At 73.0% G+C, this 25,196-nt stretch carries 22 protein-coding genes; 12 read left to right on the top strand and 10 right to left on the bottom strand.

Going from position 1 to position 25,196, the window contains the following annotated elements:
* Position 1: 1 nt before the first annotated feature.
* Both AC5JJ1_RS17565 and AC5JJ1_RS17560 read right to left on the bottom strand, forming a co-directional pair.
* Complete coding sequence (locus AC5JJ1_RS17565) at positions 2–1,339, bottom strand: acyclic terpene utilization AtuA family protein (RefSeq protein WP_495786400.1); 1,338 nt, start codon at positions 1,337–1,339, stop codon at positions 2–4.
* 60 nt (positions 1,340–1,399) lie between these two features.
* Positions 1,400–1,831 (bottom strand): DoxX family protein, encoded by a 432-nt coding sequence (locus tag AC5JJ1_RS17560; RefSeq protein WP_495786399.1) that lies wholly within the window; start codon positions 1,829–1,831, stop codon positions 1,400–1,402.
* A gap of 113 nt (positions 1,832–1,944) precedes the next feature.
* Here AC5JJ1_RS17560 and AC5JJ1_RS17555 point away from each other — a divergent pair, with 113 nt between their 5' ends.
* Together AC5JJ1_RS17555 and AC5JJ1_RS17550 are read left to right on the top strand one after the other, a co-directional pair.
* Positions 1,945–2,895 (top strand): LysR family transcriptional regulator, encoded by a 951-nt coding sequence (locus tag AC5JJ1_RS17555; protein ID WP_495786398.1) that lies wholly within the window; start codon positions 1,945–1,947, stop codon positions 2,893–2,895.
* Positions 2,892–4,511 (top strand): GMC family oxidoreductase, encoded by a 1,620-nt coding sequence (locus tag AC5JJ1_RS17550; RefSeq protein ID WP_495786397.1) that lies wholly within the window; start codon positions 2,892–2,894, stop codon positions 4,509–4,511. Before AC5JJ1_RS17555 ends, AC5JJ1_RS17550 begins: the two co-directional genes overlap by 4 nt.
* On the opposite strand, the gene AC5JJ1_RS17545 is transcribed toward AC5JJ1_RS17550, so the two are convergent.
* Positions 4,508–5,296: an MlaA family lipoprotein gene (locus AC5JJ1_RS17545; RefSeq protein ID WP_495786396.1), complete on the bottom strand. Its 789-nt coding sequence runs from the start codon at positions 5,294–5,296 to the stop codon at positions 4,508–4,510. The genes AC5JJ1_RS17550 and AC5JJ1_RS17545 overlap by 4 nt on opposite strands.
* A gap of 77 nt (positions 5,297–5,373) precedes the next feature.
* Between AC5JJ1_RS17545 and hpnI the strand changes: the two genes are divergently transcribed.
* Genes hpnI through AC5JJ1_RS17525 form a run of 4 tightly spaced genes read left to right on the top strand, consistent with a single transcriptional unit; the run spans position 5,374 to position 9,763 of the window.
* Positions 5,374–6,507 (top strand): bacteriohopanetetrol glucosamine biosynthesis glycosyltransferase HpnI, encoded by a 1,134-nt coding sequence (hpnI, locus tag AC5JJ1_RS17540; protein ID WP_495786395.1) that lies wholly within the window; start codon positions 5,374–5,376, stop codon positions 6,505–6,507.
* A gap of 8 nt (positions 6,508–6,515) precedes the next feature.
* Positions 6,516–7,961, top strand: a complete 1,446-nt coding sequence (hpnJ, locus tag AC5JJ1_RS17535; RefSeq protein ID WP_495786394.1) for a hopanoid biosynthesis associated radical SAM protein HpnJ — start codon at positions 6,516–6,518, stop codon at positions 7,959–7,961.
* A gap of 36 nt (positions 7,962–7,997) precedes the next feature.
* On the top strand, positions 7,998–8,798 hold the full coding sequence (hpnK, locus tag AC5JJ1_RS17530) for a hopanoid biosynthesis-associated protein HpnK (protein ID WP_495786393.1): 801 nt from the start codon (positions 7,998–8,000) through the stop codon (positions 8,796–8,798).
* Positions 8,795–9,763 carry a lysylphosphatidylglycerol synthase domain-containing protein gene (locus AC5JJ1_RS17525; RefSeq protein ID WP_495786392.1) on the top strand — a complete coding sequence of 323 codons (969 nt, stop codon included), beginning with the start codon at positions 8,795–8,797 and terminating at the stop codon, positions 9,761–9,763. Before hpnK ends, AC5JJ1_RS17525 begins: the two co-directional genes overlap by 4 nt.
* On the opposite strand, the gene AC5JJ1_RS17520 is transcribed toward AC5JJ1_RS17525, so the two are convergent.
* The gene (locus AC5JJ1_RS17520) at positions 9,764–10,510 is read right to left on the bottom strand and encodes an SDR family NAD(P)-dependent oxidoreductase (RefSeq protein ID WP_495786391.1); all 747 of its coding nucleotides are present in this window, start codon (positions 10,508–10,510) and stop codon (positions 9,764–9,766) included. It abuts the gene before it with no gap.
* Positions 10,511–10,775: 265 nt separating this feature from the next.
* Between AC5JJ1_RS17520 and AC5JJ1_RS17515 the strand changes: the two genes are divergently transcribed.
* Genes AC5JJ1_RS17515 through AC5JJ1_RS17505 form a run of 3 tightly spaced genes read left to right on the top strand, consistent with a single transcriptional unit; the run spans position 10,776 to position 16,202 of the window.
* On the top strand, positions 10,776–11,867 hold the full coding sequence (locus tag AC5JJ1_RS17515; RefSeq protein WP_495786390.1) for an efflux RND transporter periplasmic adaptor subunit: 1,092 nt from the start codon (positions 10,776–10,778) through the stop codon (positions 11,865–11,867).
* A 7-nt stretch (positions 11,868–11,874) separates the two neighbouring features.
* A complete protein-coding gene (locus AC5JJ1_RS17510) occupies positions 11,875–15,003 on the top strand; it encodes an efflux RND transporter permease subunit (RefSeq protein ID WP_495786389.1) in 3,129 nt (1,042 codons plus the stop codon).
* Positions 15,004–15,011: 8 nt separating this feature from the next.
* Positions 15,012–16,202 (top strand): TolC family protein, encoded by a 1,191-nt coding sequence (locus AC5JJ1_RS17505; RefSeq protein WP_495786388.1) that lies wholly within the window; start codon positions 15,012–15,014, stop codon positions 16,200–16,202.
* Here AC5JJ1_RS17505 and AC5JJ1_RS17500 read toward each other — a convergent pair whose 3' ends face one another.
* The gene (locus AC5JJ1_RS17500; RefSeq protein WP_495786387.1) at positions 16,203–16,787 is read right to left on the bottom strand and encodes an ABC transporter substrate-binding protein; all 585 of its coding nucleotides are present in this window, start codon (positions 16,785–16,787) and stop codon (positions 16,203–16,205) included.
* A gap of 357 nt (positions 16,788–17,144) precedes the next feature.
* On the opposite strand from AC5JJ1_RS17500, the gene AC5JJ1_RS17495 reads away from it, so the two are divergent.
* The gene (locus AC5JJ1_RS17495) at positions 17,145–18,047 is read left to right on the top strand and encodes a DUF2334 domain-containing protein (RefSeq protein WP_495786386.1); all 903 of its coding nucleotides are present in this window, start codon (positions 17,145–17,147) and stop codon (positions 18,045–18,047) included.
* Positions 18,048–18,145: 98 nt separating this feature from the next.
* On the opposite strand, the gene trpS is transcribed toward AC5JJ1_RS17495, so the two are convergent.
* From trpS to AC5JJ1_RS17475, 4 genes are read right to left on the bottom strand one after another with little or no spacing between them, the layout of a single operon-like run.
* Entirely contained in the window at positions 18,146–19,147 is a 1,002-nt protein-coding gene (gene trpS / locus AC5JJ1_RS17490; protein WP_495786429.1) for a tryptophan--tRNA ligase, read from the bottom strand.
* A 45-nt stretch (positions 19,148–19,192) separates the two neighbouring features.
* Positions 19,193–19,393, bottom strand: coding sequence for a heavy-metal-associated domain-containing protein (locus tag AC5JJ1_RS17485; RefSeq protein ID WP_495786385.1), 201 nt, complete (start codon positions 19,391–19,393; stop codon positions 19,193–19,195).
* Complete coding sequence (locus tag AC5JJ1_RS17480; RefSeq protein ID WP_495786384.1) at positions 19,390–19,785, bottom strand: MerR family transcriptional regulator; 396 nt, start codon at positions 19,783–19,785, stop codon at positions 19,390–19,392. The genes AC5JJ1_RS17485 and AC5JJ1_RS17480 overlap by 4 nt, the downstream gene beginning before the upstream one ends.
* On the bottom strand, positions 19,782–22,217 hold the full coding sequence (locus AC5JJ1_RS17475; RefSeq protein WP_495786383.1) for a heavy metal translocating P-type ATPase: 2,436 nt from the start codon (positions 22,215–22,217) through the stop codon (positions 19,782–19,784). The genes AC5JJ1_RS17480 and AC5JJ1_RS17475 overlap by 4 nt, the downstream gene beginning before the upstream one ends.
* Here AC5JJ1_RS17475 and AC5JJ1_RS17470 point away from each other — a divergent pair.
* Together AC5JJ1_RS17470 and AC5JJ1_RS17465 are read left to right on the top strand one after the other, a co-directional pair.
* Positions 22,216–22,935 (top strand): hypothetical protein, encoded by a 720-nt coding sequence (locus AC5JJ1_RS17470; RefSeq protein ID WP_495786382.1) that lies wholly within the window; start codon positions 22,216–22,218, stop codon positions 22,933–22,935. The two genes, AC5JJ1_RS17475 and AC5JJ1_RS17470, sit on opposite strands and share 2 nt — an antisense overlap.
* 32 nt (positions 22,936–22,967) lie before the next feature.
* Positions 22,968–24,032, top strand: a complete 1,065-nt coding sequence (locus AC5JJ1_RS17465; protein ID WP_495786381.1) for a trypsin-like peptidase domain-containing protein — start codon at positions 22,968–22,970, stop codon at positions 24,030–24,032.
* On the opposite strand, the gene AC5JJ1_RS17460 is transcribed toward AC5JJ1_RS17465, so the two are convergent.
* On the bottom strand, positions 24,013–25,161 hold the full coding sequence (locus AC5JJ1_RS17460; protein WP_495786380.1) for an MFS transporter: 1,149 nt from the start codon (positions 25,159–25,161) through the stop codon (positions 24,013–24,015). The two genes, AC5JJ1_RS17465 and AC5JJ1_RS17460, sit on opposite strands and share 20 nt — an antisense overlap.
* Positions 25,162–25,196: the final 35 nt, after the last annotated feature.

The following is a 25,196-nucleotide window of genomic DNA, read 5'->3' as shown; positions in this document are numbered from 1 at the left end:
GTCAGGCCTCCAGCCAATGGAGCGCGGGGCGGGCCATGGCAGCGGGCACCAGGCAGGAACGCATGCCGATGACCTCGCGCACCGCGGTCGTCACCCCCCCGCCGCTGGCCGGGCCGTTGAGGTAGAGGCTGTCCACCTCATGCCCGATCCGCTCCGCCGCCACGGCGCTGGCACAGCGGCCGATGACGCGGAGGCGCACCTCGCGCGGCTCCTGCGGCGTCGGGCCGGGGCCGAGGATGGCGTCGAGGCCGATGAGGTCGAGGCGCAGCTCCTCCGCCTCCAGGCCGATGCGCTGCAGGCGTTCGCTGACGATCGCGCGGGCGAGCTCGCCGCGCGCGAGGGCGCCCGGCCCGGCATAGGAGATCTGCCCCTCGCCGAACCAGCCCTCATGGCAGCCGACGGAGACCTTCAGCATCCCCGTGCGCGCGCGTCCCTCCCCGCCCGTGATGCGGACGGCATCCTCGCCGGCGGCCTCGAGTCGCACGCCGGTGAAGTCGGCGGCCACGTCAGGCTGCAGGTAGCGCGCGGGGTCATGCACCTCGTAGAGCAGCTGCTCCTTGCAGGTGGCCGGCGTCACGCGGCCGCCGCTGCCGGGGACCTTGGTGAGGAGCGCGTCGCCCTCCTCTGTCACCTCGGCGAGCGGGAAGCCGAGGCGGGCGAGGTCGGGCACGTCCTTGAAGCCGGGGTCGGCGAAGTAGCCGCCCGTCACCTGCCCGGCGCATTCCAGCAGGTGGCCGACGACCGTGCCGCGGCCGAGCCGCGTCCAGTCCTCCATCGACCAGCCGAATTCGTGGATCATCGGGGCGAGGAACATGGCCGGGTCAGCGACGCGGCCGGTGACCACCACCTCGGCGCCGCCGGCCAGCGCCTCGGCGACCGGGCCGGCGCCGAGATAGGCATTGGCCGAGACCAGCCGGTTGCCGAGGCCGGCGACGGTGCCGCCCTCCTCCAGCGGCGTCTCCGTGCCGCGCAACGCCTCGGCGAGGTCGTCGCCGAGCAGGGCGGCGATTCGCAGCCCGCCGAGGCCGAGGCCTCGCGCCACCTCCGCCACCTTGCGCGCGGCGGCGAGCGGGTTGGCGGCGCCCATATTGGTGATGATGCGGATGCCCTGGCGGCGGCAGGCAGGCAGCACCGCCTGCATGCGGGCGGCCAGCAGCTTGTCGTACCCCGCCTCCGGGTCGCGCTGGCGGGCGAGCTGGGCGAGGGCGATGGTGCGCTCGGCCAGGCATTCGAAGACCAGGTAGCCGAGGCGGCCGTGCTCGGCGAGCTCGACCGCCGGGTCGATGCGGTCGCCGGAGAAGCCGGCCCCGGCGCCGATGCGGATGCTGCGGGCGGGCACGGCCCCCTCCTCCCCCGTTCTGTTGGGGGGAGGTAAGCGCGGGCCCGCGCCGCGCGCAACTCAGGCGGCGAGCGCCGCCCGCTTCGCCACGGGGCGCAGGCCGTCCAGCGCCCAAGCGCCGGCGCCGAGCCCGGCCTGCACCAGCAGCGTCACCGTCCAGAAGGCGGGATACTCCCAGCCGCCGCCCGTCACGTTGAACAGCCAGCCATTGCCGGCATGCTGGAGGGTGGCGCCGAGCAGGATCGGGATGAGGGCCAGGCTCACCCAGCGGGTGGCGAAGCCGGCGATGAGGGCGAGGCCGCCCAGGATCTCGGCGAAGGTGACGATGGCGCCGAGCACGGGCGGATAGCCGATGCTGCCGAAATAGCCCATCGTCCCGGCCAGGCCGAAGGTGCCGAGCTTCAGCACGGCGCCATGGGCGAGGAGCATGATCCCCTGCGAGACGCGCAGCAGGGCGGCGGCATAGGGGGTGGTGGCCTGGGTCTCGGGCATGGCGGGTCTCCTTCTGGAGATTGCGATGGGCCGAAGGTGCCCTGCGCAGGCCGATGCTTCCAACGCAGGTCCGGAACGTCCATCATCACGCCGATGAATGACATGGGGCGTCCATGGCCGGTCTCGGCAGCCTTGACCTCAACCTGCTGCGGGTCTTCGACGCGGTCGCGCGGGAACGCCACGTCACCCGGGCGGCGGAGCGGCTGAACCTCTCCCAGCCGGCGGTCTCCAATGCGCTGGCGCGGCTCCGCCATGCACTGGGGGACGAGCTCTTCCTCCGCCGGCCGGGCGGGGTGGAGCCGACGGCGCTCGCCCTCAGCCTCGCCGGGCCGGTCGCCGATGCGCTGGACCGGATCAGCGAGGCGATCTCCGCCCAGGCGCCCTTCGACCCGGCGACGACGGAGCGCGTCTTCACCCTCGCCTTCAGCGAATATGCCGAGGCCGTGCTGGCGCCGCCGCTGCTCGCCCGCATGGCGGAGGAGGCGCCGCATGCGCTGCTCGCCATCAGCCATGCAGACCGGACGAATTGGGAGGCGCTGCTGGAGGGCGACGCCGCCATCATGGCCGTTGGCGTGCTGCCGGAGCCGCCGGCCCTCTACACGCGGCTGCGGCTGCTGCCGGAGGGGTTCTGCACGCTGATGCGCGCGGACCATCCGCTGGCCGAGGGAGAACTGACGGTGGAGCGCTTCACCAGCGTGCCGCACCTGCTGCATTCGCCGAACGGCTCGCGCAGCGGGGCGATCGACGACATGCTGGCGGAGACCGGCCATACGCGGCGGCTCGGCGCCGTGGTCGCGCATCTGTCCGCCGTGCCGGAGATCCTGCTGCGGACGGAGATGATCATGACGCTCTCCTCGCGCCTCGCCGTCCGTCTCGCGGAAACGCATGGGCTGGTGCTGCGGGACCCGCCCGTCGCGCCGCGGCATACGCGGCTGTCGCTGCTCTTCCATCGCCGCTTCGAGGCGGATGCCGGGCATGCCTGGATGCGGCGGCTGGTGCTCGCCGTGGCGCGGGGGGTGGAGCCGCCGACGGGGCTGCAGACCGGGCCGGAGCTGACCGAATGACGGGCCCCTTCGACTACGTCATCGTCGGCGGCGGCAGCGCGGGCTGCGTGCTGGCGGCGCGGCTCTCCGAGGGCGGACGGGCGAGCGTCGCGCTGATCGAGGCGGGCGGGCGGGACCGGCACCCCTATATCCACATCCCGGCGGGCTATGCGCGCATCCTCGGCCATCCGCGCCTGACCTGGGGCTACCGGACGGAGCCCGACCCGGGCACTGGCAGCCGCGCCCTCGACTATCCGCGCGGGCGGGTCTGGGGCGGTTCTTCCTCGATCAACGGGCTCGGGCATGTGCGGGGGCATCCCTCCGACTACGACCTCTGGGCGCAGAAGGGCTGCACCGGCTGGGGGTGGGATGACCTGCTGCCCTATTTCCAGCGGCACGAGGCCTATGCCGGCGGGGGCGAGGGGCGCGGGACCGAGGGCCCGCAGCCCCTCGAGCCGCTGGCCGACCGCCCTCCCCTGCTCGACCACCTGGCCGAGGCGGCGCGAGCCATCGGCCTGCCGGTGCAGCCCGACATGAACGGGCCGGTGCGCGAGGGCTTCTCCGAGTTCCAGCAGACGCGGCACGGGCGGCGGCGCATCTCCGCGGCGCGGGCCTACCTCCATCCGGCGCTGGGGCGGCCGAACCTCCAGGTGATCGACGAGGCGCTGGCGCTGCGGGTCGTCGTCGCAGAGGGGCGGGCGGCGGGCGTCGCCATCCGCCGCGGTGGGGCGGAGCAGGTGGTGCAGGCGCGGCGGGAGGTGATCCTTGCCGCCGGGGCCATCGGCTCGCCGCAGCTCCTGATGCTGTCGGGGATCGGGCCGGGGGAGGCGCTGCACGGCCTCGGCATCCCGGTGCTGCGGGACATGCCGGGGGTCGGGACCAATTTGCAGGACCACTACATCGTCCGTCTCGGCTACCGGCTGGCGGCGCATCGCTGGTCGGCCAACCGGCGCATCGTGGGCTGGCGGCTGCCGCTCGAGGCGATGCGCTGGGCCTTGCGCGGCACCGGTGTGCTGACCTGGTCGCCGGGGATGTTCTCGCTCTTCGCGCGCACGGCGCCGGGGCTGGAGGCGCCCGACATCCAGATCAATGGCGGGCCACTCTCCTGGGCGGAGGTGCCCGGCGAGGGGCGCTGGCCGGGGTTGGCCATCGGCACGCCCGAGGCGGCGCCGGGGATGACCATCGGCGTCTGGCAGTGCCGGCCGGAGAGCCGCGGCGGCGTCAGCCTCGCCTCGCCCGACCCGGAAGCGGCGCCGCGCATCGCCCCGCGCTACCTGGCGACGGAGAGTGACCGGGCCTGCGTGCTGCGTGGCATCCGGCTGGCGCGGCGCTGGATGGCGGCGGCGCCGCTGGCCAGCATCGTCGAGGGGGAATCGCGGCCGGGGCGGGCGGCGGAGAGCGATGCGGACCTGCTCGACTTCGCCCGCGCCACCGGCGGCACCGTCTACCACCCCTGCGGCACGGTGCGGATGGGCGCCGACCCGGCGGCGCCGCTCGACCCGCATCTGCGGCTGCGGGGCATCGAGGGGCTGCGGGTGGTGGATGCCTCGGTCTTCCCGGACATCCCGGTCTGCAACATTAACGCGACGGTGCTGAGCGTCGCCGAGAAGGCCGCAGACCTGATCCGGCAGGCCTAGTTGGCGCCCGGGTCGTCCAGTACCTCGATCGAGTCGGTGCTGGTGCGGCCGAGCTCGGCATTGCGGTGCTGCTGCCAGAGGCTGCGCAGCCGGGCATAGGAGTCGAGTGAGCCGTTGCGGATCTCGTCCAGCGTCTCGATGTTCCGCTCGCGGGCGTCGAGCCCCTCCACCGCGCCGCGGCCGAGATTGGCGCCGAGCGGGATGACGTAGCTGAGCGGGTTCATGAAGCCGTTGACGACGGAGCCCGTCAGCTCCCGCGGGTTGGAGGGGCCAAGGATCGGCACCATCAGGTAGGGTCCGTCGGGCAGGCCCCAGGTGTAGAGGGTCTGGCCGAAATCCCGCTCCAGCCGCGGCGGCCCGCCGAATTGGGCAAGGTCGAACATCCCGCCGAGCCCGGCCGTGCTGTTGAAGACGAAGCGCAGCACGGTCTGCGCCGATTCCAGCGGCCGCCCCTGCAGCAGGCTGTTGGCGGCGACGGCTGGTTCGTTCAGGTTGCTCAGCACGTTGCGGATGCGCGTGCGGGTCCAGTTGCCGACCGAATTGCGGTAGAAGACCGCGGCGGGACGGATGGCCGCGTCGTCCACGGCGAAGTTGAAGTCGAGGACGCGGCGGTTGGTCGCCTCATAGGGGTCGCTCGGGTCGATCGGCGCCGTCACCGTGACCGGCGGGGCCTGGCCGGTGACATCGGTCGCGGCGCGGCTGTTGGAGGCGACGACCTGCCGCCCGTCGCCCGATTGGGCGCAGGCGGCGAGGAGCAGGACGAGGAGGGGGATTATTCGGCGCATGGGACCAACCGGCAGGGGGAAGGCGAGGCTAGCCCAAAGCGTGAGCGGCAGGCACCCCGCATTGCATCATCCCGCGCGTGCTTGACCTCGTCCTCGCCATCCCGGCGCTGGCCGGCGCGGCGACGGCGGCGATGGCGGCGCGCGCCGTCCATCGCCTCGGCCGCAGCACGCCGCCGGCCGGGCCGGCGCTGCCCGCCAGCATCCTGAAGCCGCTGCACGGGGCGGAGCCGGGGCTGCGGGAGAACCTGCTCTCGACGCTCGGCCAGCAGCACGGCGCGCCCTTCGAGGTGCTCTTCGCCGTGCCGCAGGATGCGGACGGCGCGGGGCCGGTCGCCGAGGCGGCGATGGCGGACCGGCCCGGGACCCCGGCCCGGCTGGTGGTCGACCCGCGGATCCATGGGCCGAACCGCAAGGTCTCCCAGCTCGTCAACCTCGCCGAGCGCGCGGCCCATCCCGTGCTGGTCGTCGCCGATGCCGATATGCGCGTCCCGCCGCGCTGGCTGACGGCGGTGACGGCGCCGCTGGCCGACCCCTCGGTCGGGCTCGTCACCTGCCTCTATCAGGGCGAGCCGGCGGAGCCGGGCCTCTGGTCGCGCCTCGGCGGCTTGGGGATCGACTGGCAATTCCTGCCCAATGCGGCGCTGGGCGAGGCCATGGGCCGGGCCAATGGCTGCTACGGCGCCACCATGGCGCTCCGGGCGGAGACCTTGGAACGGATCGGCGGCTTCCAGGCGCTCGCCGGGCTGCTGGCGGACGACCATGCGCTCGGCGCGGCCGTGCGCGGCCTCGGTCTCAGGGTGGTGGTGGCGCCGGTGCTGCCGCTGCATGTGCAGGCGGAGCCGAGCCTCGGGGCCCTGCTCGCGCATGAGCTGCGCTGGGCGCGGACGCTGCGGCTGCTCGACCCGCGGGGCTATTGGGGGATCGGGCTGACCTACCCGCTGGTGCCCGGGCTGCTGGCGGCGCTGGCGGCGCCGCGGGGCTTTCTGGTGCTCGGGGTGGCGCTGGCGGCGCGGCTCGGCCTCGCCCTCACGGTAGACCGGGTGCTGGGGCGCCCCTGGCGCATGAGCCGCGTGGCACTTCTGCCGCTGCGCGATCTCATCTCCTTCGGTATATGGGGGCTTGGGCTTGCCCGTGGCACGGTGACGTGGCAGGGCCAGCGATATCGGATGGACCGCGACGGCCGCATGGCCGAGGCGCGGGTTGGGGATTGATGCCGGCGATGATGCGCACCCTGTTCCTTCAGGCGCCCTCCTTCGATGGGTTCGATGGCGGCGCCGGCTCGCGCTACCAGGCGCGGCGGGAGATCAAGAGCTTCTGGTTCCCGACCTGGCTGGCCCAGCCGGCCGCGCTGGTCGAGGGCTCCAAGCTGGTCGACGCCCCGCCGCACCGGCAGGGCCTGGCCGATGTGGCGCCGATGGCGCGCGACCACGACCTGGTCGTGCTGCACACCTCGACACCCTCCTTCAGCTCCGACGTGAAGGTGGCGGAGCGGCTGAAGGCGGAGAACCCGAACCTCAAGGTCGGGCTGATCGGCGCCAAGGTCGCCGTCCAGGCCGAGGAGAGCCTGCGCGACGCGCCGGTGGTCGATTTCGTGGCCCGCAACGAGTTCGACTTCACCGTGAAGGAGGTCGCCGAGGGCCGCGACTGGGGCTCCATCAAGGGGCTGTCCTGGCGCAACCGGGAGGGCGTGCTGGTCCATAACGCCGACCGGCCGGTGCTCGAGGACATGGACAGCCTGCCCTTCGTCTCGCCGGTCTACAAGCGCGACCTCGACTACAAGAAGTACTTCATCGGCTACCTGAAGCACCCCTATGTCTCGATCTATACGGGCCGGGGCTGCAAGAGCCGCTGCACCTTCTGCCTCTGGCCGCAGACGGTCGGCGGGCACCGCTACCGCACGCGGAGCGTCGGCAACGTCATCGAGGAGATTCGCTACATCCGGGACAATTTCCCGGGGCTCAAAGAAATCTTCTTCGACGACGACACCTTCACCGACGACCTGCCGCGCGCCGAGGCCATTGCGCGCGAGATGGGCAAGCTCGGCGTCACCTGGTCCTGCAACGCCAAGGCCAATGTGCCGCGCGAGACGCTGAAGGTGCTGAAGGATGGCGGGCTGCGCCTGCTGCTGGTCGGCTATGAGAGCGGCAACCAGCAGATCTTGCACAACATCAAGAAGGGCATGCGGATCGACGTCGCCCGGCGGTTTACCAAGGACTGTCACGAGCTCGGCATCATGATCCACGGCACCTTCATCCTCGGCCTGCCGGGCGAGACGACGGAGACCATCCGCGAGACCATCCGCTTCGCCATCGAGACCAACCCGCATACCCTTCAGGTCTCGTTGGCGGCGCCCTATCCCGGCACCTTCCTCTTCGACCAGGCGCAGAAGGAGGGCTGGCTCGACACGGCGCACACCGAGTACGTGGACGCGCATGGCGTGCAGATCGCGCCGCTGGCCTACCCGCATCTCAGCCACACCGAGATCTTCAACGGCGTGGAGGAGTTCTACCGGAAGTTCTATTTCCGCGCGCCGAAGATCGCCTCGATCTGCGGCGAGATGATCCGCGACCGGCAGATGCTGGTGCGGCGGCTGCGCGAGGGGGTGGAGTTTTTCCACTTCCTCCGCGAGCGGAAGACGGCCGGGGAGCAGCAGAAGGCCGCCTGAGCCGGAACGCCCCGGGCCCTGTGCCCGGGGCCTGCCATGACCCCTCGCCTCATCTTCAATGCCGATGATCTCGGCCTCGCCGCGCCGGTCAACGCCGCGGTCGAGCAGGCGCACCGCGAGGGCGTGCTGACGGCGGCCAGCCTCATGGTGGGCGAGCCGGCGGCGGCCGAGGGGGTGGAGGTCGCGCGGCGCAACCCGCGGCTGGCCGTCGGGCTGCACCTGACGCTGACCGATGGCACGCCGACCCTGCCGCCGGAGCGCATCCCGGCCCTCGTCCAGGCGAATGGCCGGTTCCGCGACGACATGGTGGGGCTTGGGCTGACGCTGGCGGCCTCCCGCGCGGCGCGGGAGCAGCTCCGGGCGGAGGTCGCGGCGCAATGCGCGGCCTTCCGGGCGACGGGGCTGGCCTGCGACCATCTCAATGCGCACAAGCACTACCACCTGCACCCGGTCATAGCGGCCGTTGCCTTCGCCGAGGCGGCGCGCATGGGGATCCGCGCGGTCCGCATCCCCCATGAGCCGGGGACGGCCCGTGCCCTGGCGCCGCTGATCCTCTGGCTCCGGCGGCTGGCGGCGCGGCATGGGCTGCGGGCGCCGGACCGCATGGTCGGCCTCGCCTGGACCGGCGCCTTCACGGCGGACCGGCTGGCCGAGGCGCTGGGGCGGCTGCCGCCGGGGGTGACGGAGCTCTATTGCCATCCGGCCACTGCGGGCGGCTTCCCCGGCGCGGCGCCGGGCTATCGCTATGCGGAGGAGCTGGCGGCGCTGGTCGACCCCAGGGTACGCGCCGCCTGCGCCGGCCTGCCGAGCGGCGGCTATTCGGCGATGCTGGCGTGAACCGGCTCGGGCTGCTGCTGGCGCTCGGCGGGCTGGCCGGGGCGCTGCTGCTGATCGGGCAGCAGGACCTCGGCGAGGTCGGCGGGCTGCTGGCGACGGCGGGCTTCGGGCTGGTGCTAGCGGCGCTCGCCCATATCCCGTCCATGGCGCTCAACGGCCATGCCTGGCGGCTGCTGCTGCCGCGGGCGCGGCGGCCGGGCCTCGGGGCGATGACGGCCAATGTGTGGATCCGCGAGTCGGTCAACGGCCTGCTGCCGGTGGCGCGGATCGGGGGCGAGATCGCCTCCTACCGGCTGCTGCGGGGCGAGGGCGTGGCCGTGGCGCCGGCGGCGGCGAGCCTGATGGTGGACATGGCCATCTCCATCCTCAGCCAGCTCGGCTTTGCGCTGCTCGGCCTGGCGCTGCTGGCCTGGGCCGGGGCGGGGATCGGCTGGGGCGCCATCGCGCTCGGGCTGCTGGCCGGGGTGGCGATGGCGGGCGGCTTCATCCTGGCGCAGCGGGCGGATGTGCTGTCGCGCCTCGCCCGGCTGCTGAACGGGGTGGCGGCGGGGCGCTTCCCGGGGATCGCGGCGCATTCGGCGCGGATCGACCGCATGACGCGGCGGCTCTGGCGGGTGCGTGGGGCAATTGCGGGGTGCTTCCTTTGGCAGCTTGCCGGGTGGCTGGCGGGCTCGCTCGAGATCTGGATCGCCCTTGCCGCCCTCGGCCATCCGGTCTCCGTTGCCGAGGCGGTGGCGATCGAGGCGATGATCCAGGCGCTGTCCTCGGCGGCCTTCCTCGTCCCCGGCGCGCTCGGCTTGCAGGAGGCCGGGTTCCTCGGCCTCGGCCTGCTGCTCGGCCTGCCGGCGGAGGCGGCGGCGGCGCTCGCCATCGCCCGCCGCCTCAGGGACCTCATCGTCTTCCTGCCGGGCCTGCTGGCCTGGGTCTGGGCGGAGCGGCGGATGGCACCGCTCCAACCCTCCTGACTATTCCTTGTGGACGCGGAGCGGGCCGAAGCTCTGCACCACCGGCATCACCTGCAGCAGGTTGACGTTCACCCGCGCCGGGCGCGTGGCCACCCAGTGCACCGTCTCGGCGATGTCCTCCGGCGTCAGCGGGTCGGTCCCGGCATAGATGCCGGCCGCCTTCTCCGCATCGCCGCCGAAGCGGACGGTCGAGAACTCCGTCCCGCCGACGAGGCCCGGCTCGATATCCGTCACCCGCACCTTGGTCCCGTGCAGGTCGGCGCGGAGGTTGTAGCTGAACTGCCGGACGAAGGCCTTGGTCGCGCCATAGACATTGCCGCCGGGATAGGGCCATTCGGCCGCCGTCGAGCCGATGTTGAGGACGTGCCCGGCATTGCGCGCCACCATCCCCGGCAGCACGGCATGGGTGAGGTACATCAGCCCCTTCACATTGGTGTCGACCATCGACTCCCAGTCGTCGAGCGAGGCCTCCTGTGCCGGGGCGAGGCCGCGGGCGAGGCCGGCATTGTTCACCAGCAGGTCGATGGCGGACCATTCGGCAGGCAGGCCCCCGATCGCCGCCGCCACCGCCGCGCGGTCAGCGACGTCGAGGGCCAGCGGCAGGACCTGGCCGGGCAGCTCGGCGGCCAGCGCCTCCAGCCGTTCCTGCCGGCGCCCCACGGCGATGATGCGGGCGCCGTCGGCCGCGAAGCGGCGGGCGATGGCAAGGCCGAAACCGGCAGTGGCTCCGGTGACGAGGATGATCATCTGTTACCTCCTTCGCGCGGGCGTGATCCGGGCCGATGCGGCCAGGGATTGAAAAAACTTACGGTTTGTCCATCTTCCGCCAGGTCGGCCGGCGCTGTAGACCACTGCCAAAGTGGCACGTCCTCCCGTATATGAGGACCTGTTGAGCCGATGCGCTACCGCGTACGCGGCTGCCGCATATGAGGGCGCTGAGCCATGCGCCTCCCGACCCATCCGGAGGCTTTACGTGCGAATTCGTTTCGGCGCGCCCTTGCTTGCGTGTGCCATGCTGCTCCCTCTGCTTGTCCCGCCCGCGGCCCGCGGCGCCGAGGCCACCTCGCACGAGGTGCAGATCCCGATCGACGAGCGGCAGTACCGCGCCGCCGGCATCGAGGTGGTGCGCGTCGAGCCCGAGGCGGGCACGACCCAGACGGTGCTGCCCGGCACCGTCAGCGTGCCGCCGCAGCAGCTCCGCGTCGTCGCCGCCCCGGCCGCCGGCCTGGTGGAGGCGATCCTGGTCGCCCCGAACGAGCTGGTGAAGCAGGGCCAGCCCATCGCCCGGTTGCGCAGCACCGACCTGCTGGAGGCGCAGCGCACCTATCTCCAGGCCCTCTCGGCCGAGAAGCTGGCGGCCGAGAAGCTGCGGCGCGACGAGCAGATGCACCGCGAGCGCATCATTGCCGAGCGCCGCCTGCTGACCACCCGCGCCGACTACGACTATGCCCGGACGACGCTGCAGGAGCGCGAGCAGATGCTCGCCCTGCTCGGCATGGCCGAGGCGGACGTCAAGGTGCTCCGCGACGGCCGCCGCATGATCCCCGCCCTCACCGTCAGCGCGCCGGCGGAGGGCGTGGTGCTCGAGGTGCGGGCAACGGCCGGCGAGCGCATCGCTGCAGCCGCGCCGCTCTTCAGCATCGCCCAGCTCGACCCGCTCTGGATCACCCTGCAGATGCCGCTGTCGCAGGCGAATGCCATCACCCCCGGCACCCGGGTCGGCGTGCCGGGCACGCCGGCACAGGGTGAGGTGGTGCGGCTCGGCCGCGCGGTCGATGCCGCAACGCAGTCCCTCGCCGCCGTGGTCGAGGTCTCGGACGGGGCGGAGGCGCTCCGGCCCGGCCAGGTGGTGACGGCAAGCGTCGCCCTTCGGCCCAATGGCACGCCGCAATGGCGCCTGCCCTCCGGCGCCGTGGTGCGCCATGCCGGGCAGTCCTGGGTCTTCGTCCGCAGCGCGCATGGCTTCCGCGCCCGGCCGGTGGTGGTGATCGCTGAGACGGGGAGCACCGTCTCGATCCGTGCCAGCCTCACCACCGACGACCAGGTGGCGACGCGCGGCATCCTCTCGCTGCTCGCCGAACTCACCGAGATCTACGGGGGCTGACCGGGCCATGCTGATGGGCTTAGTGGCGCTGGCGCTTCGCCAGCGGTTGATCGTCGCGCTCGCCACGCTCGGGCTGATCGCCTGGGGGGTGAATGCCTATCGCAAGCTGCCGATCGACGCCTTCCCCGACGTCTCGCCGACCCAGGTGCTGATCGCCATGCAGGCGCCCGGCCTGCCGCCGGAGGAGCTCGAGACCCAGGTGACCAACCCGGTCGAGCTGGCGATGAAGGGCATCCCCAACCTCGTCAACATCCGCTCCGTCACGCGCTACGCGACGGCGCTGATGACCTTCGAATTCGCGCCGGGCACCGACATCTACTGGGCGCGGACGCAGGTGGACCAGCGCCTCGACGACCTCGAGAAGGAGCTGCCGGACGGGGTCTCGGGCGGCCTCGCCCCGGTGGTGACGCCGCTCGGCGAGATGCTGATGTTCACGCTGGAGGGCGGCACGCTCTCGCCCATGCAGCGGCGCACGCTGCTCGACTGGACGATCCGGCCGCAGCTGCGCGGCCTGCCGGGCGTCGCCGACGTCAACACCCTCGGCGGCCATGTGCGCACCTATGAGGTGGCGCCGGATCCGGCGGCGATGGCCGCGCGCGGCATCACCAGCGCGATGCTGGCCGAGGCGCTCGGCCAGAACAACCGCAACGACGGCGCCGGCCGCGTGCAGGACGGCGAGGAAGCGCTGCTGGTGCGCGCCGAGGGCCGCATCCGCACGCTCGATGATATCCGCGCCATCGTCGTCGTTTCCCATCCGACGGGCGTGGTGCGCGTCGGCGACATCGCCGATGTCCGCTTCGGGGCGCTGGCCCGCAACGGCGTCGTCACCCGCAACGGCGAGGGCGAGGCGGTCTGGGGCATCGTGCTCGGCCTGCGCGGGGCGAATGCCCGCACCGTCGTCAACGGCGTGCAGGCGAAGCTCGCCGAGATCCAGAAGACCCTGCCGGAGGGGGTGAAGATCAGCGTCTTCTACGACCGCAACGACCTGATCGAGAAGGCGGTCTGGACGGTGCAGAAGGTGCTGCTGGAGGCGATCGCCCTCGTCACCGTGCTGCTGATCCTCTTCCTCGGCAATCTCCGCGCGGCGCTCGTCGTCTCCCTCGCCTTGCCGCTCTCGGTGCTGGCGACCTTCGGGGTGATGTCGCTCTACGGGCTCTCGGCCAACATCATGTCGCTCGGCGGGCTCGCCATCGCCATCGGCCTCCTCGTCGACTGCGCCGTGGTGGTGGTGGAGAACGTGGCGCACCGGCTGGCCGGCATGGAGGGCAAGCCGGGCTTCAAGGCGCGGGCGCAGGCGACGCTCGAGGCGGTGCGCGAGGTCGCGGTGCCGCTGGTCTCGGGCGTCGTCATCATCGTCACCGTCTTCGTCCCCCTGCTCTCGTTGCAGGGGCTGGAGGGGCGGCTCTTCGGCCCGGTGGCGCTGACCATCATCTTCGCCCTCTGCGCCGCGCTGCTGCTCTCGCTCACCGTGGTGCCGGCGATGGCGGCCTCGCTGCTGAAGGCGGGCGGGCATGGGAAGGAGCCCTGGCTGGTCCGCCGCCTGCACGCGGTCTACGACCCCTTCCTCGCCTGGAGCATGCGCAACCCGCTGAAGGTGGGCGGGGCAGCGCTGGCCGGGCTCGGCCTCGCGGTGTTCCTGTTCGGCCGCATCGGCTCCACCTTCATGCCGGTGATGGACGAGGGCACGCCCGTCATCACGCTGCGCAAGCACCCGACCATCAATGTCGAGCAGGCGGCGGAGAGCGACCTGCTGCTCCAGCGCGAGATCATGCAGCGCGTGCCGGAGGTGCGCGGCATCATGGGCCGCGCCGGCGCCGACGAGCTCGGCATTGACCCGGTCGGGCTGAACGACAGCGACCTCTTCCTCACCATCGCCCCGCGCGAGAAGTGGCGCGACAGGAAGAACCGGGACTTCGTCATCGACGAGGTGCGCAAGGTGCTCGATGCCTTCCCCGGCATCTCCTACGCCGTCAACCAGCCGATCGACATGCGGGTGCAGGAGATGATCATCGGCGCTCGCGGCGACGTGGTGGTGAAGGTCTTCGGCTACTCCATCGGCGAGCTGAACAAGATCGCCCGCCAGGTGGAGGAGGCGGTGAAGGGCGTGCAGGGCTCGTCCGAGGTCTTCGCACTGCGCAACGAGGGCATGAAGTACCTCCGCGTCGAGATCGACCGCTTCGCCGCCGGCCGCCTCGGCCTCAACGTGCGGGACGTGCAGCAGGCGCTGCGCGTCTGGGTCGATGGCCGCGACATGGGGCTGGTGCTGGAGCAGGAGCGGCGCATCCCGCTAATGCTGCGCGGCGAGGGGAGCCTCCGCCGCTCGGCGACCGACCTGCAGAGGCTGGTGCTCGCCCTGCCAGGCGGGCGGACCGTGGCGCTCTCGCAGGTGGCCCGCATCACCGAGGAGGAGGGGCCGATCCAGGTCATCCGCGAGGGCACGCAGCGCTATGCGACCGTACTCGCCAATGTCCGCGGGCGGGACCTGGTCGGCTTCGTCGCCGAGGCGCAGGCGGCGGTGGCGCAGCGGGTGGAGCTGCCGCCGGGCTACCGCATGGAATGGGGCGGGCAGTTCGAGAACCAGCAGCGCGCCTCGGCGCGGCTGGCGATCGTGGTGCCCATCGCGCTCGGCATGATCTTCCTGCTGCTCTACTTCACCTTCGGCTCGGCGCGGCAGGCGGCGCTGGTCTTCTGCAACGTGCCCTTCGCGGCGATCGGCGGCGTCGTCGCGCTCTGGCTCTCGGGCGAGTTCCTCTCGGTGCCCGCCTCGGTCGGCTTCATCGCGCTGATCGGCATCGCCGTGCTGAACGGCGTGGTGCTCGTCTCCTACATCAACCGGCTCTACGCGGAGGAGGGGCTCGGGCTGCGCGAGGCGGTGATGGAGGGGGCGCGGCGGCGGATGACGCCGGTGATTCTGACGGCGACCATCGCCGCCTTCGGCCTGGTGCCCTTCCTCTTCGCCACCGGACCGGGGGCGGAGATCCAGCGGCCGCTCGCCGTGGTGGTCATCGGCGGCCTGGTGACGGCGACGGTGCTGACGCTGGTGCTGCTGCCGATCCTCTATGCGCGCTTCGCCCTGCCGAAGGCCGCGGCCGAGGTGGCGCCTGCGCCCGGCGCCAAGACGGTGCCCGCGGAGTGATGCCGCCGATGCGCCCGATCCTGCTTCTGCTCGCCCTCCTGCTGGCGCCGCCTCCAGCCCGGGCGCAGGGCGAGTCGCCCCTTGCCCGGCATCTCGACCAGGCGGTCTCCCTCGATGCGGCGAGCCGCGGGCTGGCCGCCCAGCGCGGGGCCGTCGCGGCGCGGAGCGCCACGGTGCGCTCGCCCATCGCCGGCTCGCCGGCCGTCAGCGGCGCCTGGCGCACGGATACCCGCGGGCCGCGCGAGGCGCTGCAATTCGACCTCGAGGTTGGCGCCCCGCTCTGGCTGCCGGGCCAGCGCAGCGCCCTCGGCAATGTCGTGACGGCGGGCGTGGCCGAGGTGGATGGCCAGCTCGCCCAGCGCCGGCTCGAGATCGCCGGGCTGCTGCGCGAGTACTGGTGGAACGCGGTGCTGGCCGCGCGCGAGCGTGGCCTCGCCCGCGAGCGGCTGGCGACGGCGCGCGACATCGCCCGCGACGTGGCCAGGCGGGCGGAGTTCGGCGACATCCCGCCCTCCGACAGCCTGCTCGCCCAGAACGAGACGCTGGCGGCGGAGCTGGCGCTGGCCGATGCGGAGGCCGCGCTGGTCGCGGCGCGGGCCACCTACGCCACGCTGACCGGCGGGGCGGAGCCCGACCTGCCGCCGGAGCCGCCGGCGCCGCGCGCCGCCCGCCACCCGCTGCTGGCCGCGGCCGAGGCAACGCTCGCCAGCGCCGAGGCGCAGGCGCGGCTGGTGGCGGCGACGCAGCGCGACAATCCGGAACTCGGCGTCTTCGGCCAGAGCCAGAACGGCAACGTGACGGAGCAGGGCGTCTCGCTCGGCCTCCGCCTCCGCGTGCCGCTGGCGACCGAGGCACGCAACGCTCCCCGCCGCGCGGCGGCGGAGGCCGATATCACGCGCGCGACGGCGGTGCTGGCGCAGCAGCGGCGGCTGGTGGGCGCCGCGGTGCTGGCGGCCGAGCAGGCGCTGCGCGCGGCGGAGGAGGCGGTGCGGATCGCGCGCGGGCGGCTCTCCGTCGCCAACCAGCAGCTCGACACCGCCCGCCGTGCCTTCCGCGCCGGCGAGACGGGGATCTTCGACCTCTACCGGGTGCGGCAGCTCCAGCTCGAGGCGGCCGGGGCCGAGGCGCGGGCCACGGTGCAGCTCGGCCGGGCGCGGTCGCGGCTCAACCAGGCGGTGGGCTACGCGCCGGGGCTGTGATCAGCCGCGCAGGGCCTCGGCGGTGCGGCGGCGGAGCTCCGCCACCAGCCGCTGCGGCCCGCCCTCGCGCAGGAGCCCGGCGAATTCCGAGCGGCGGCTGGCCAGCTCGCTAATCGTGCCGGTCAGGTAGACATCGACGATGCGGCCCTCGCGCAGCAGGTAGTTGATCTGCACCGGCGCATCATTCGGCCTGACGATGCGGGTGTTGACCAGCACGTCGCCATTCGGGCGCGGGGTGCTGCCCTGGATCTCAAAGCTCTCGCCGCCATAGCCGTCGAAGCGGCTGGCATAGGTGGCGACGGACCAGTCAGTGAAGGCGGCGACGAGGGCCTGCTGGTCGGCCGGGGCATAGGTCGTCCAGGGCGGGCCGACGGCGATGCGCGTCATGGCGGGGAGGTTGAAGACCTGCTCCATCACCGGCCGCAGCCGCTGCTCCCGCCCGCGGACGCCGAGCGCCTGGGCGTTCCTCATCACCTCGAGCAGGGCGGCGTTGAGTCGCTCGATCGGCGCGGTCTGCGCCTCGGCGCGGGCGAGCGGCAGGAGGGCGAGGGCGACGAGCAGGGTGCGGCGGGCGGGCTTGGTCATGCGCGGGCGTCTAGCATGGGTTGGGCTCGGGGGCAGGGTCACATCGAGCCGATCCGTTGGGCAGGGTCCTGCCATCCGCAATCTCCTCCCGCCAAAGGCCGAAAGGCCTTTGGAGCCAGCACGTCATGCAGGTCCCCACTGGCCGACCCCCTGGAGCGAAATGGCGCCGCCGTGGCCGCGGCTGGCTGCCTTGGGGCAGCCCTCCGCCCGTCGATAGGCTGGGACCGACGGAGCTTGGCAGGAAGGGTGGCTGACGATTAATGTCGCATTAGTCTGTTTGTGAAACAAAACCGCATGACCCAAGCCAAACCATCGCCGGGACCGATCCGCAGTTACAGCTCCAGGCATCGTGGCGCCGTGGTGCTCACGGTCGATGATATCTTCCCAGGCATCTCCAAAAAGCCGTTCGAAGCCGGTGGCGCACTTGAAAAAGGCGGCCTTGGCCGGCTACTGTGGTTATTGCAGCGGCATCCCAAGCTGCACATCACCCTGTTCACCACGCCAGACTGGCGCGAGACGACGCCAGTCCCTCGCAGCCCGCTCCGCCATGTGCCGTGGCTGTGCGACCGCATCTATCTGGCGCCTATTCTGCCGAAGGGCAGCATGGACCTCCGGCGCCACCCAGAGCTTGTGGCCTTCCTGAACGCCATGCCGCGCACCGAGGTGGCGGTGCATGGCCTGCACCACATCCATCGCGGAAAACGCATTGCGGTCGAGTTCCAGGAGCAGGATGTTGCCACCTGTACGGCCATGATGCGGGAAGCCGTCACTATTTTCGAGGAGAGCGGGCTGGTTTGGTCGCGCGGCTTCCAGCCGCCAGGGTGGAACCTGCCTCCAGCCCTACGCCGCGCCTGCGTGGATGTCGGCATCCAGTGGGTCGCATCCGGCCGGGACCTCCGATCTCCGGTCGGTCCGGAGGCGACATTGGCGGAGGGATTTGGCGTGGCCGGGGCGAGCCTGATCTACCCCGAACGGATGGTCGAAGGCTTGCTGCATTTCAGCAGCAACTTCCAGGCGACCACTGCACCGGAACGTGCCTTCGAGATCCTGGATGCTCACGGCATCCTTGCCATCAAGGCTCACATCACGCAGTTCGTCCCGGGCCATGTTCATTCCGACGGGGTGAACCGGCTGTACATGAACTACCTGGACCGCCTGTTCTGCGACATCGAGGACAGGTATGGCGATGCGGTGGACTGGACCACGATGGGCAAAATCGCGGAAGCAGTCATGGCGGCGGATGACACCAAGTCCCACTGATGGGACCCATCGCATGGAGCGGCTCCGCCGAGGCCGTGATCGGCTGCTTCGGGGCGACCCTCCGCTGCCGATAGGTTGGCACCGAAGGGGAGCTGGTGTCAGCGCGGGAGGAAGCCGACGATCCGCTCCGCCTCGGTGACGATCGGGTCGGCGATGGCGGCCGCCCTCTCGGCGCCGAGCCGCAGCGCCGCGTCCACCGCCGCCGGGTCGTCCAACAGGCGGCGCATCTCGGCCTGGATCGGGGCGAGATGGGCGACCAACGCCTCGGCCAGCACCTCCTTGAAGGCGCCGAAGCCCTTGCCCCCATGCTCGCGCAGCACGCCGTCGGGCGTGGTGCCGGTGACGGCGGCGAGGATGCCGACCAGGTTGCGCGCCTCGGCCCGGCCCTCGAGCCCGGCCACCGCCTCGGGCAGCGGCTCCGGGTCGGTGCGGGCGCGACGGATCTTGAGGGCGATGGCATCCGCATCGTCGGTGAGGTTGATGCGCGACTGGTCGGAGGGGTCCGACTTGGACATCTTCTTCGTGCCGTCGCGGAGCGACATGACGCGGGCGGCGACGCCCTGGATCAGCGGCTCGATGCGCGGGAAGAAGTCCTCGGCGCCGAAGTCGTGGTTGAACTTCTCGGCGATGTCGTTGGCGAGCTCGAGATGCTGCTTCTGGTCGTCGCCGACCGGCACGAGGGTCGCCTTGTAGGCCAGGATGTCGGCGGCCATCAGGTTCGGATAGACATAGAGGCCGGAGGAGGCCGCCTCGCGGTCCTTGCCGGCCTTGTCCTTGAACTGCGTCATCCGGTTCAGCCAGCCGAGCCGGGCGACGCAGTTGAACACCCAGGCGAGCCGCGCATGCGCATGCACATGGCTCTGGACGAAGAGGGTGCAGCGCTTCGGGTCGAGCCCGCAGGCGATCAGCGCCGCCGCCATCTCCCGCGTCTGCACCGTCAGCGTCTTCGGGTCGAAGGGCTGGGTGATGGCATGCAGATCGACGACGCAATAGATCGCGTCGTGCGTGTCCTGCAGCGGCACCCAGTTGCGGATGGCGCCCAGGTAGTTGCCGAGGGTCGGGATGCCGGAGGGCTGAATGCCGGAGAAGACGCGCTGCATGACGCGGTTGATCCCCTGCCCGGCCCCAGAGGTCAAGCGCCCAGGTCAAGCGGTGCCTGTGACCTTGTAGCCCTCGTCCTCCACCGCGGCGGCGATGGCGGCCGGCGCCGCCCCGGTCTCCGCCCGGACGGTGCCGGCAGCGAGGTCGACGGCGACCTCGGCCTTGGGGTCGAGGGTGCGGATGGCCTCGGTCACGGCGCGGACGCAATGGCCGCAGCTCATGCCTTCGACATGGAGGGTGATCATGGGGTTTTTCCTTCCAGCCCATCCAGGATGGGGCAATCGGGCCGCGCATCGCCATGGCAATGGGCGGCCAGGTGACGGAGGCTCTCGGCCATGCGGCGGAGGCTCTCGGCCTTCTCCTCCAGGGCGGCGACATGGGCGAGGGCGATGGACCGCACCTCGCCGCTGGCCCGGCCGCGATCCTGCCAGAGGCCGAGCAGGCGCCGCACCTCCTCGAGCGGGAAGGCGAGGTCGCGGGCATGGCGGATGAAGCGCAGCACGGCGATATCGGCCTCGCCGTAGCGGCGGTAGCCATTGGCCTCGCGGGCGGGGCGGAGGAGGCCGATCGCCTCGTAATGGCGGATCATCTTCTCCGAGACGCCGGAGGCGCGGGCGGCCTCGCCGATGCTGATCATGGCTTCCACCTCGCAAGCCGCAGGGCATTGGCTAGGACCGAGACGGAGGAGAGGGCCATCGCCGCCCCGGCCAGCAGGGGCGAGAGCAGGCCGAAGGCCGCCAGCGGCAGGCCGATCAGGTTGTAGCCGAAGGCCCAGCCGAGATTCTGCCGGATGGTCCGGAGCGTCCGCCGCGTCACCGCGAGCGCGGCGGGCACCAGGGCCGGGTCCGGCCGCAGCAGGGTGATGCCGGCGGCCTGGACGGCGATGTCGGTGCCGGAGCCCATGGCGATGCCGAGATCGGCGGCGGCGAGCGCCGGCGCGTCGTTCACCCCGTCGCCGACCATGGCGACCCGCTCGCCCGCCGCACGCCAGGCGGCGACGCGCCCGGCCTTGTCGGCGGGGAGCAGGCCGGCGGCGACGTCCGCGATGCCGAGGCGGGCGGCGACGGCGGCCGCGACCTCGGGGCTGTCGCCGCTCAGCATCGCGGCCTTCTGTCCCATCCGCGCGAGGCTGGCGACGGCCTCGGCGGCGTGTGGCCGCTCGGTGTCCTCGAAGGCGAGCAGGGCGAGGACGCGCCCCTCCTCGATCAGCCAGGCGGGCGTCATCGTCGCGGGCGCGGCAAGGCCGGCCGGATCGGCGCCGCTCTCGCCCAGCAGGCGCGGGCTGCCGAACAGCAGGGCGCGGCCCTCCACCGTGCCGGCGACGCCGCGGCCAGGCAGGGCGCGGAAGCCGGTGACCGGGGGCAGGTCCGGCCTGGCGCGGTCCAGCACGGCGCGGGCGAGCGGGTGCTCGCTGCCGGCCTGCAGGGCGCCGGCCAGGCGCAGCGCCTCCGCCTCCGTCACGCCGGGCGCGGTGGCGATGGCGGCGAGGCGCGGGCGGCCCTCGGTCAGCGTGCCGGTCTTGTCGAAGGCGACGAGGGTGATGGCGCCCGCGCGCTCGATTGCCTCCGCATCGCGGATGAGGATGCCGGCCCGCGCCGCCGCCCCCGTCCCCGCCATGATGGCGGCGGGCGTTGCGAGGCCGAGGGCGCAGGGGCAGGCGATGACCAGCACAGCGACGGCATGCAGCACCGCGGCCTCCGCCCCGGCGCCGGCGAGCAGCCAGCCGATCAGGGTCAGCGCGGCGATGCCGGCGACGACCGGGACGAAGACGGCGCTCACCCGGTCCACCAGCCGCTGCACCGGGGCGCGGCTTGCCTGGGCGGCGGCGACCAGGGCGGCGGTGCGGGCCAGCACGGTCTCGGCGCCGACCGCGCGGACCTCCACCACCAGCCTGCCGTCAAGGGCGATGGTGCCGGTGGCGACCGCATCGCCGGGGCCGCGGGCGACTGCGCGGCTCTCGCCGGTGAGGGCGCTTTCGTCGATGCCCGCCTCGCCCTCCTCGACTCGCCCATCGGCCGGGATGCGCTCGCCGGGGCGGACCACGACGCGGTCGCCGACCGCGAGCGACGCCGCCGGCACCTCCTCCTCGACGCCATCGGCGAGGCGGCGGGCGGTGCGGGGGCGGAGCGCGAGCAGCGCCTCGATCGCGGCCCCGGTCGCGCGGCGGGCGCGGGCCTCCAGGTACTTGCCGAGAAGGATGAAGAGGATGACGACCGCGCTCGCCTCGAAATAGAGGTGGTGCCAGCCGCGCAGCAGCCCCCAGAGCGACAGGCCGAAGGCCGCGCTGGTGCCGAGCGCCACCAGCAGGTCCATATTGCCCGTCCCGGCCCGGAGCGCCGCCCATCCCGCCCGGTAGAAGCGGGCACCGAGCCAGAATTGCACCGGCGCGGCCAGCGCCAGCTGCACCCAGCCGCCCGGCATCCAGTCCTGGCCGAAACCCATGCCGATCATGCCGAGGAGGAAGGGCAGGCTCAGCAGCGCGGCCAGCAGCAGGTCCCGCCGCTCCCGCCCGCCCTCGGCGGCGCGGGCCTCGGGGGCGCTGTCGCGCAGCGAATAGCCGGCGCGGCGGATGGCCTCGGCCAGCGCCGCCTCCTCGGTGCCGGCGACGGCGCGGACCGAGGCGCGCTCCGAGGCTAGGTTCACCTGCGCCTCCAGCACGCCGGGGAGGCGGCGGAGCGCGCGTTCCACCCGCCCGGCGCAGGTTGCGCAGGTCATGCCGGCGATGCCGAGCTCGAAGCGCCCCTCCGGCACCGCATAGCCGGCCTTGCCAACGGCCTCGATCAGCGTCGCCAGCGGCGCCGTGCCCTCGATGGCGGCGCGCTCCGTCGCCAGGTTGACCCGGGCGGAGGCGATGCCAGCTACGCGGCCGAGCGCCCGCTCGACGCGCTTGGCACAGGTGGCGCAGCTCATGCCGCCGATGGGCAGGCTGAGGGTCTGCGGTGCAGGCCCGCGGGTCTTTTCCGCCCCTGCGGCGTCTTCCTGGCCAGGAAAACGAAGCTCCTGCCGGCCCATGGCCGGGGTCCTGTCGGGACGGGCGTCGGAGTCGGTGGAAAGGGGCGCTTCGGGCATGGCGGGGATATGGGGGTTCCCACAATGGGAGGGTCAAGGGCTGGAGCCGCCGGAAGTTGCCGTCGCCGTCGAGGCCTGGCGCCAGGCCTGGCGGCCGGAGCGCCTCCGCCTGCTGCTGCTGGCCGAGAGCCACATGGCGGGCACGGCGGCGGAGTTGGCGGCGCCGCTGCTGCCGGCGCCGGGCTGGCCGATGCGGGCTGGCTTCGTCCGGCATCTCTACTGCCCGGCCTATGGCGAGCCCTCGCTGGCGCCCGACGTGCCGCGCAATGCGGGGACGCCGCAATACTGGGGCCTGCTTGCAGGCGCCGAGGGCAGCACCGCGCCGACCCGCGCGGCCTATCCGGCGGCGGAGGCGCGGCTCGCCGCCAAGCTCGCCCTGCTCGAGCGGCTGCGGCGGCGGGGCGTCTGGCTGACCGATGCCTCGCTGGTCGCGGTCGCCGGGCCGGGCGGCGCGCGGGTCTCGCCCGCCGCCTATGGCGCGGCGCTGCGCGAGAGCTGGCGCCTGCATCACCACGTGGTGCTGCCGGCCCTCGACCCGGCGGGGGTGGTGGTGATCGGCCTCGCCGTGGCGCGGGTGCTCAAGGCGGAGCTCGATGCCGCCTTCCCCGGGCGCTGGCAGGCGGTGCCGCAGCCGATGGGCGCGCGCGGGGCGGCGGCCGCGGCGGCGATGGTCGGCAGGCTGGCCGAGGCGCTGCGGCGCCATGCGCCGGGCGATTGACTATGGCCCGGCCGCGTCCGACATCCCCGGTCATGCCGCACCTGTTCCGCCTCGCGCTGCTCCTCCTCCTGCTCCTGCCGGGCATCGCCCTTGCCCAGGGCCAACCCTTCCACGTCGTGAACCGCACCGGCATGCCGGCGAAGGAGCTGAACGCCGTCCGCACCCCGCGCGGCGCGGCGAGCGACTGGGGGCGCAACCTGCTCTCGCCCGACCGGCCGCTTCCGCCGGGCGGCGGCTTCCGCGTCAACCCGGCCGAGGCCGCCGGCTGCCGCTTCGACCTGCGCCTGGTGCTCGAGGACGGGCGGGAGGCGATGCTGCAGGACCAGGACATCTGCGCCAACCGGGAGCTGGCGCTGGAGGCCGCGAGCCGGCCGCTGCCCTCCGGCAAGCCGGCGCCGGTGACCGCCGCGGTGGTGCCGCCGCCCCCCAATGTCCCGCAGCAGCGGCCGAACCAGAATGCGCGCAACGTCTCGACCGGCACCGGCTTCCTCGTCGCGCCGGACCGGGTGCTGACCAACCATCACGTGGTGAATGGCTGCGACCGCATCGTCATGCGCGCGCCGGATGGGCGCTGGCTCGGCGCCGTGCCGCCGGCGCGGGTGGACAACGACCTCGACCTCGCCCTGCTCGCCGTGCCGGGGCTGCCGGGGCCGGCGCTGCCCTTCCGCAGCGGGCCGGCGGTGCGGCGCGGCGATGGCGTGGTCGCCTATGGCTTCCCGCTGGCGGGGCTGCTCTCCTCCGATGCCAAGCTGACGCGGGGGGAGGTGAACGGGCTTGCCGGCCTCGCCGACAACCGCAACCAGTACCAAGTCAGCGCCGAGGTGCAGCCGGGCAACTCCGGCGGGCCGCTGCTCGACATGCATGGCAACATCGTTGGGGTCGTCGTCTCCAAGCTGAATGCGCAGCGCATCGCCCGGGTCACCGGCGACATCGCGCAGAACATCAATTTCGCGGTGAAGGGGGAGGCGGCGCAGGTCTTCCTCCGCCGCGCCGGCCTCAACCCGCGCGTCGCCGAAAGCAACGGGCCGGAGCGCGGCACGGCGGATGTCGGCGAGATCGCCAACCGCAGCACGCTCTTCATCCGCTGCGAGCGGTAGCGCCCCACAGCACGCAGGCGGCGAGGAGCAGCGCCAGCCAGCTCCCCGCCATGGCCGGCCCGGCGCCGAAGCCGTCGACGGCGAGGCCGACCAGCAGCGGCACCGCACCGAAGCCGAGATGGGCGACGACGAAATAGCCGGCGACGGCCCGCGCCCGCTCCTCGCCCGAGGCCGCCTCGGCCACCGCGGCGAGGCCGCCGGGATAGACGAAGCCGTAGGTCCCGATGCCGACCACGGCGCCGCCCAGCAGCAGCGGCGCCGTCCCGGAGCCGGTCGTGCCGAGGAAGGTCAGGCCGGCGCCGAGCAGCAGGATGGCGAGGCCGATCCGCACCGCCGGCCGCGGCGCGACGCGGCGGAAGCCGCGCTGGGCGATGACGCCGATCAGCATCATGGCGCAGGCGGCGAAGGGGCCGGCGAGCGGCTGCCCGCCGGCGGCGAGGGTGGATTGCACCGCCGTCAGCACCGTCCCCGTCACGCCCCAGCCGGGCAGGATGGCGCAGGTCGTCGCCAGCGTGCCGCGCGGGAAGCCGGGGCGGCGGAGCCAGCCCTGCTGCGGCGCCGCCAGCGTCTCCGGCAGGCGGGCGACGAGGGCGAGCAGGACGACGCAGATGACGAGGTGCAGGGCGAAGGTCGGCGGCGGCCGCAGCCCGGGCCAGGCCAGGATGGCGGCCAGCGTCAGGATGCCGCCGGCGCCGAAGCTGCCGATGGTCGCCAGCGCGATCACCCCGGCGGCGCGGCGCCCGCCCTCCGGCCCGCCGCCGCCGAGTTCGGCGCCCCAGGCGGCCGCCGCGCCGGCGACGCAGCCCATGCCGAGGCCCTGGGCGATGCGCGCCAGGGCCAGCGCCGGGATGCTCGGCCAAAGGCACAGCGCCAGGCTGGACAGGGCGGCGAGCGCCACCCCGAGCAGCACGCAGGGCTTGCGGCCGATGCGGTCCGGCAGCGGGCCGAGCAGCGGCGCCGTCACGATCACCGTCGCCGCATAGCAGGCGAAGGCGAGGGCCAGGGCGCCGGCGCCGTAGCCACCGCGGGCCGCCATCTCGCCATAGAGCGGCAGAGGGATGGTGGTCGCCAGCCCGACGGCGCCGACGGCGAGGCCGACCAGGAACACGGCATGGGCGGGGTAGGGCAACACGTCACTCCGGCGGCGCCGGGCCAGAGTGGTCC

Source organism: Belnapia sp. (assembly GCF_059504005.1).
The sequence above is the reverse complement of the archived record's forward strand: the minus strand, read 5'-3'. Positions and strand labels throughout refer to the sequence as shown.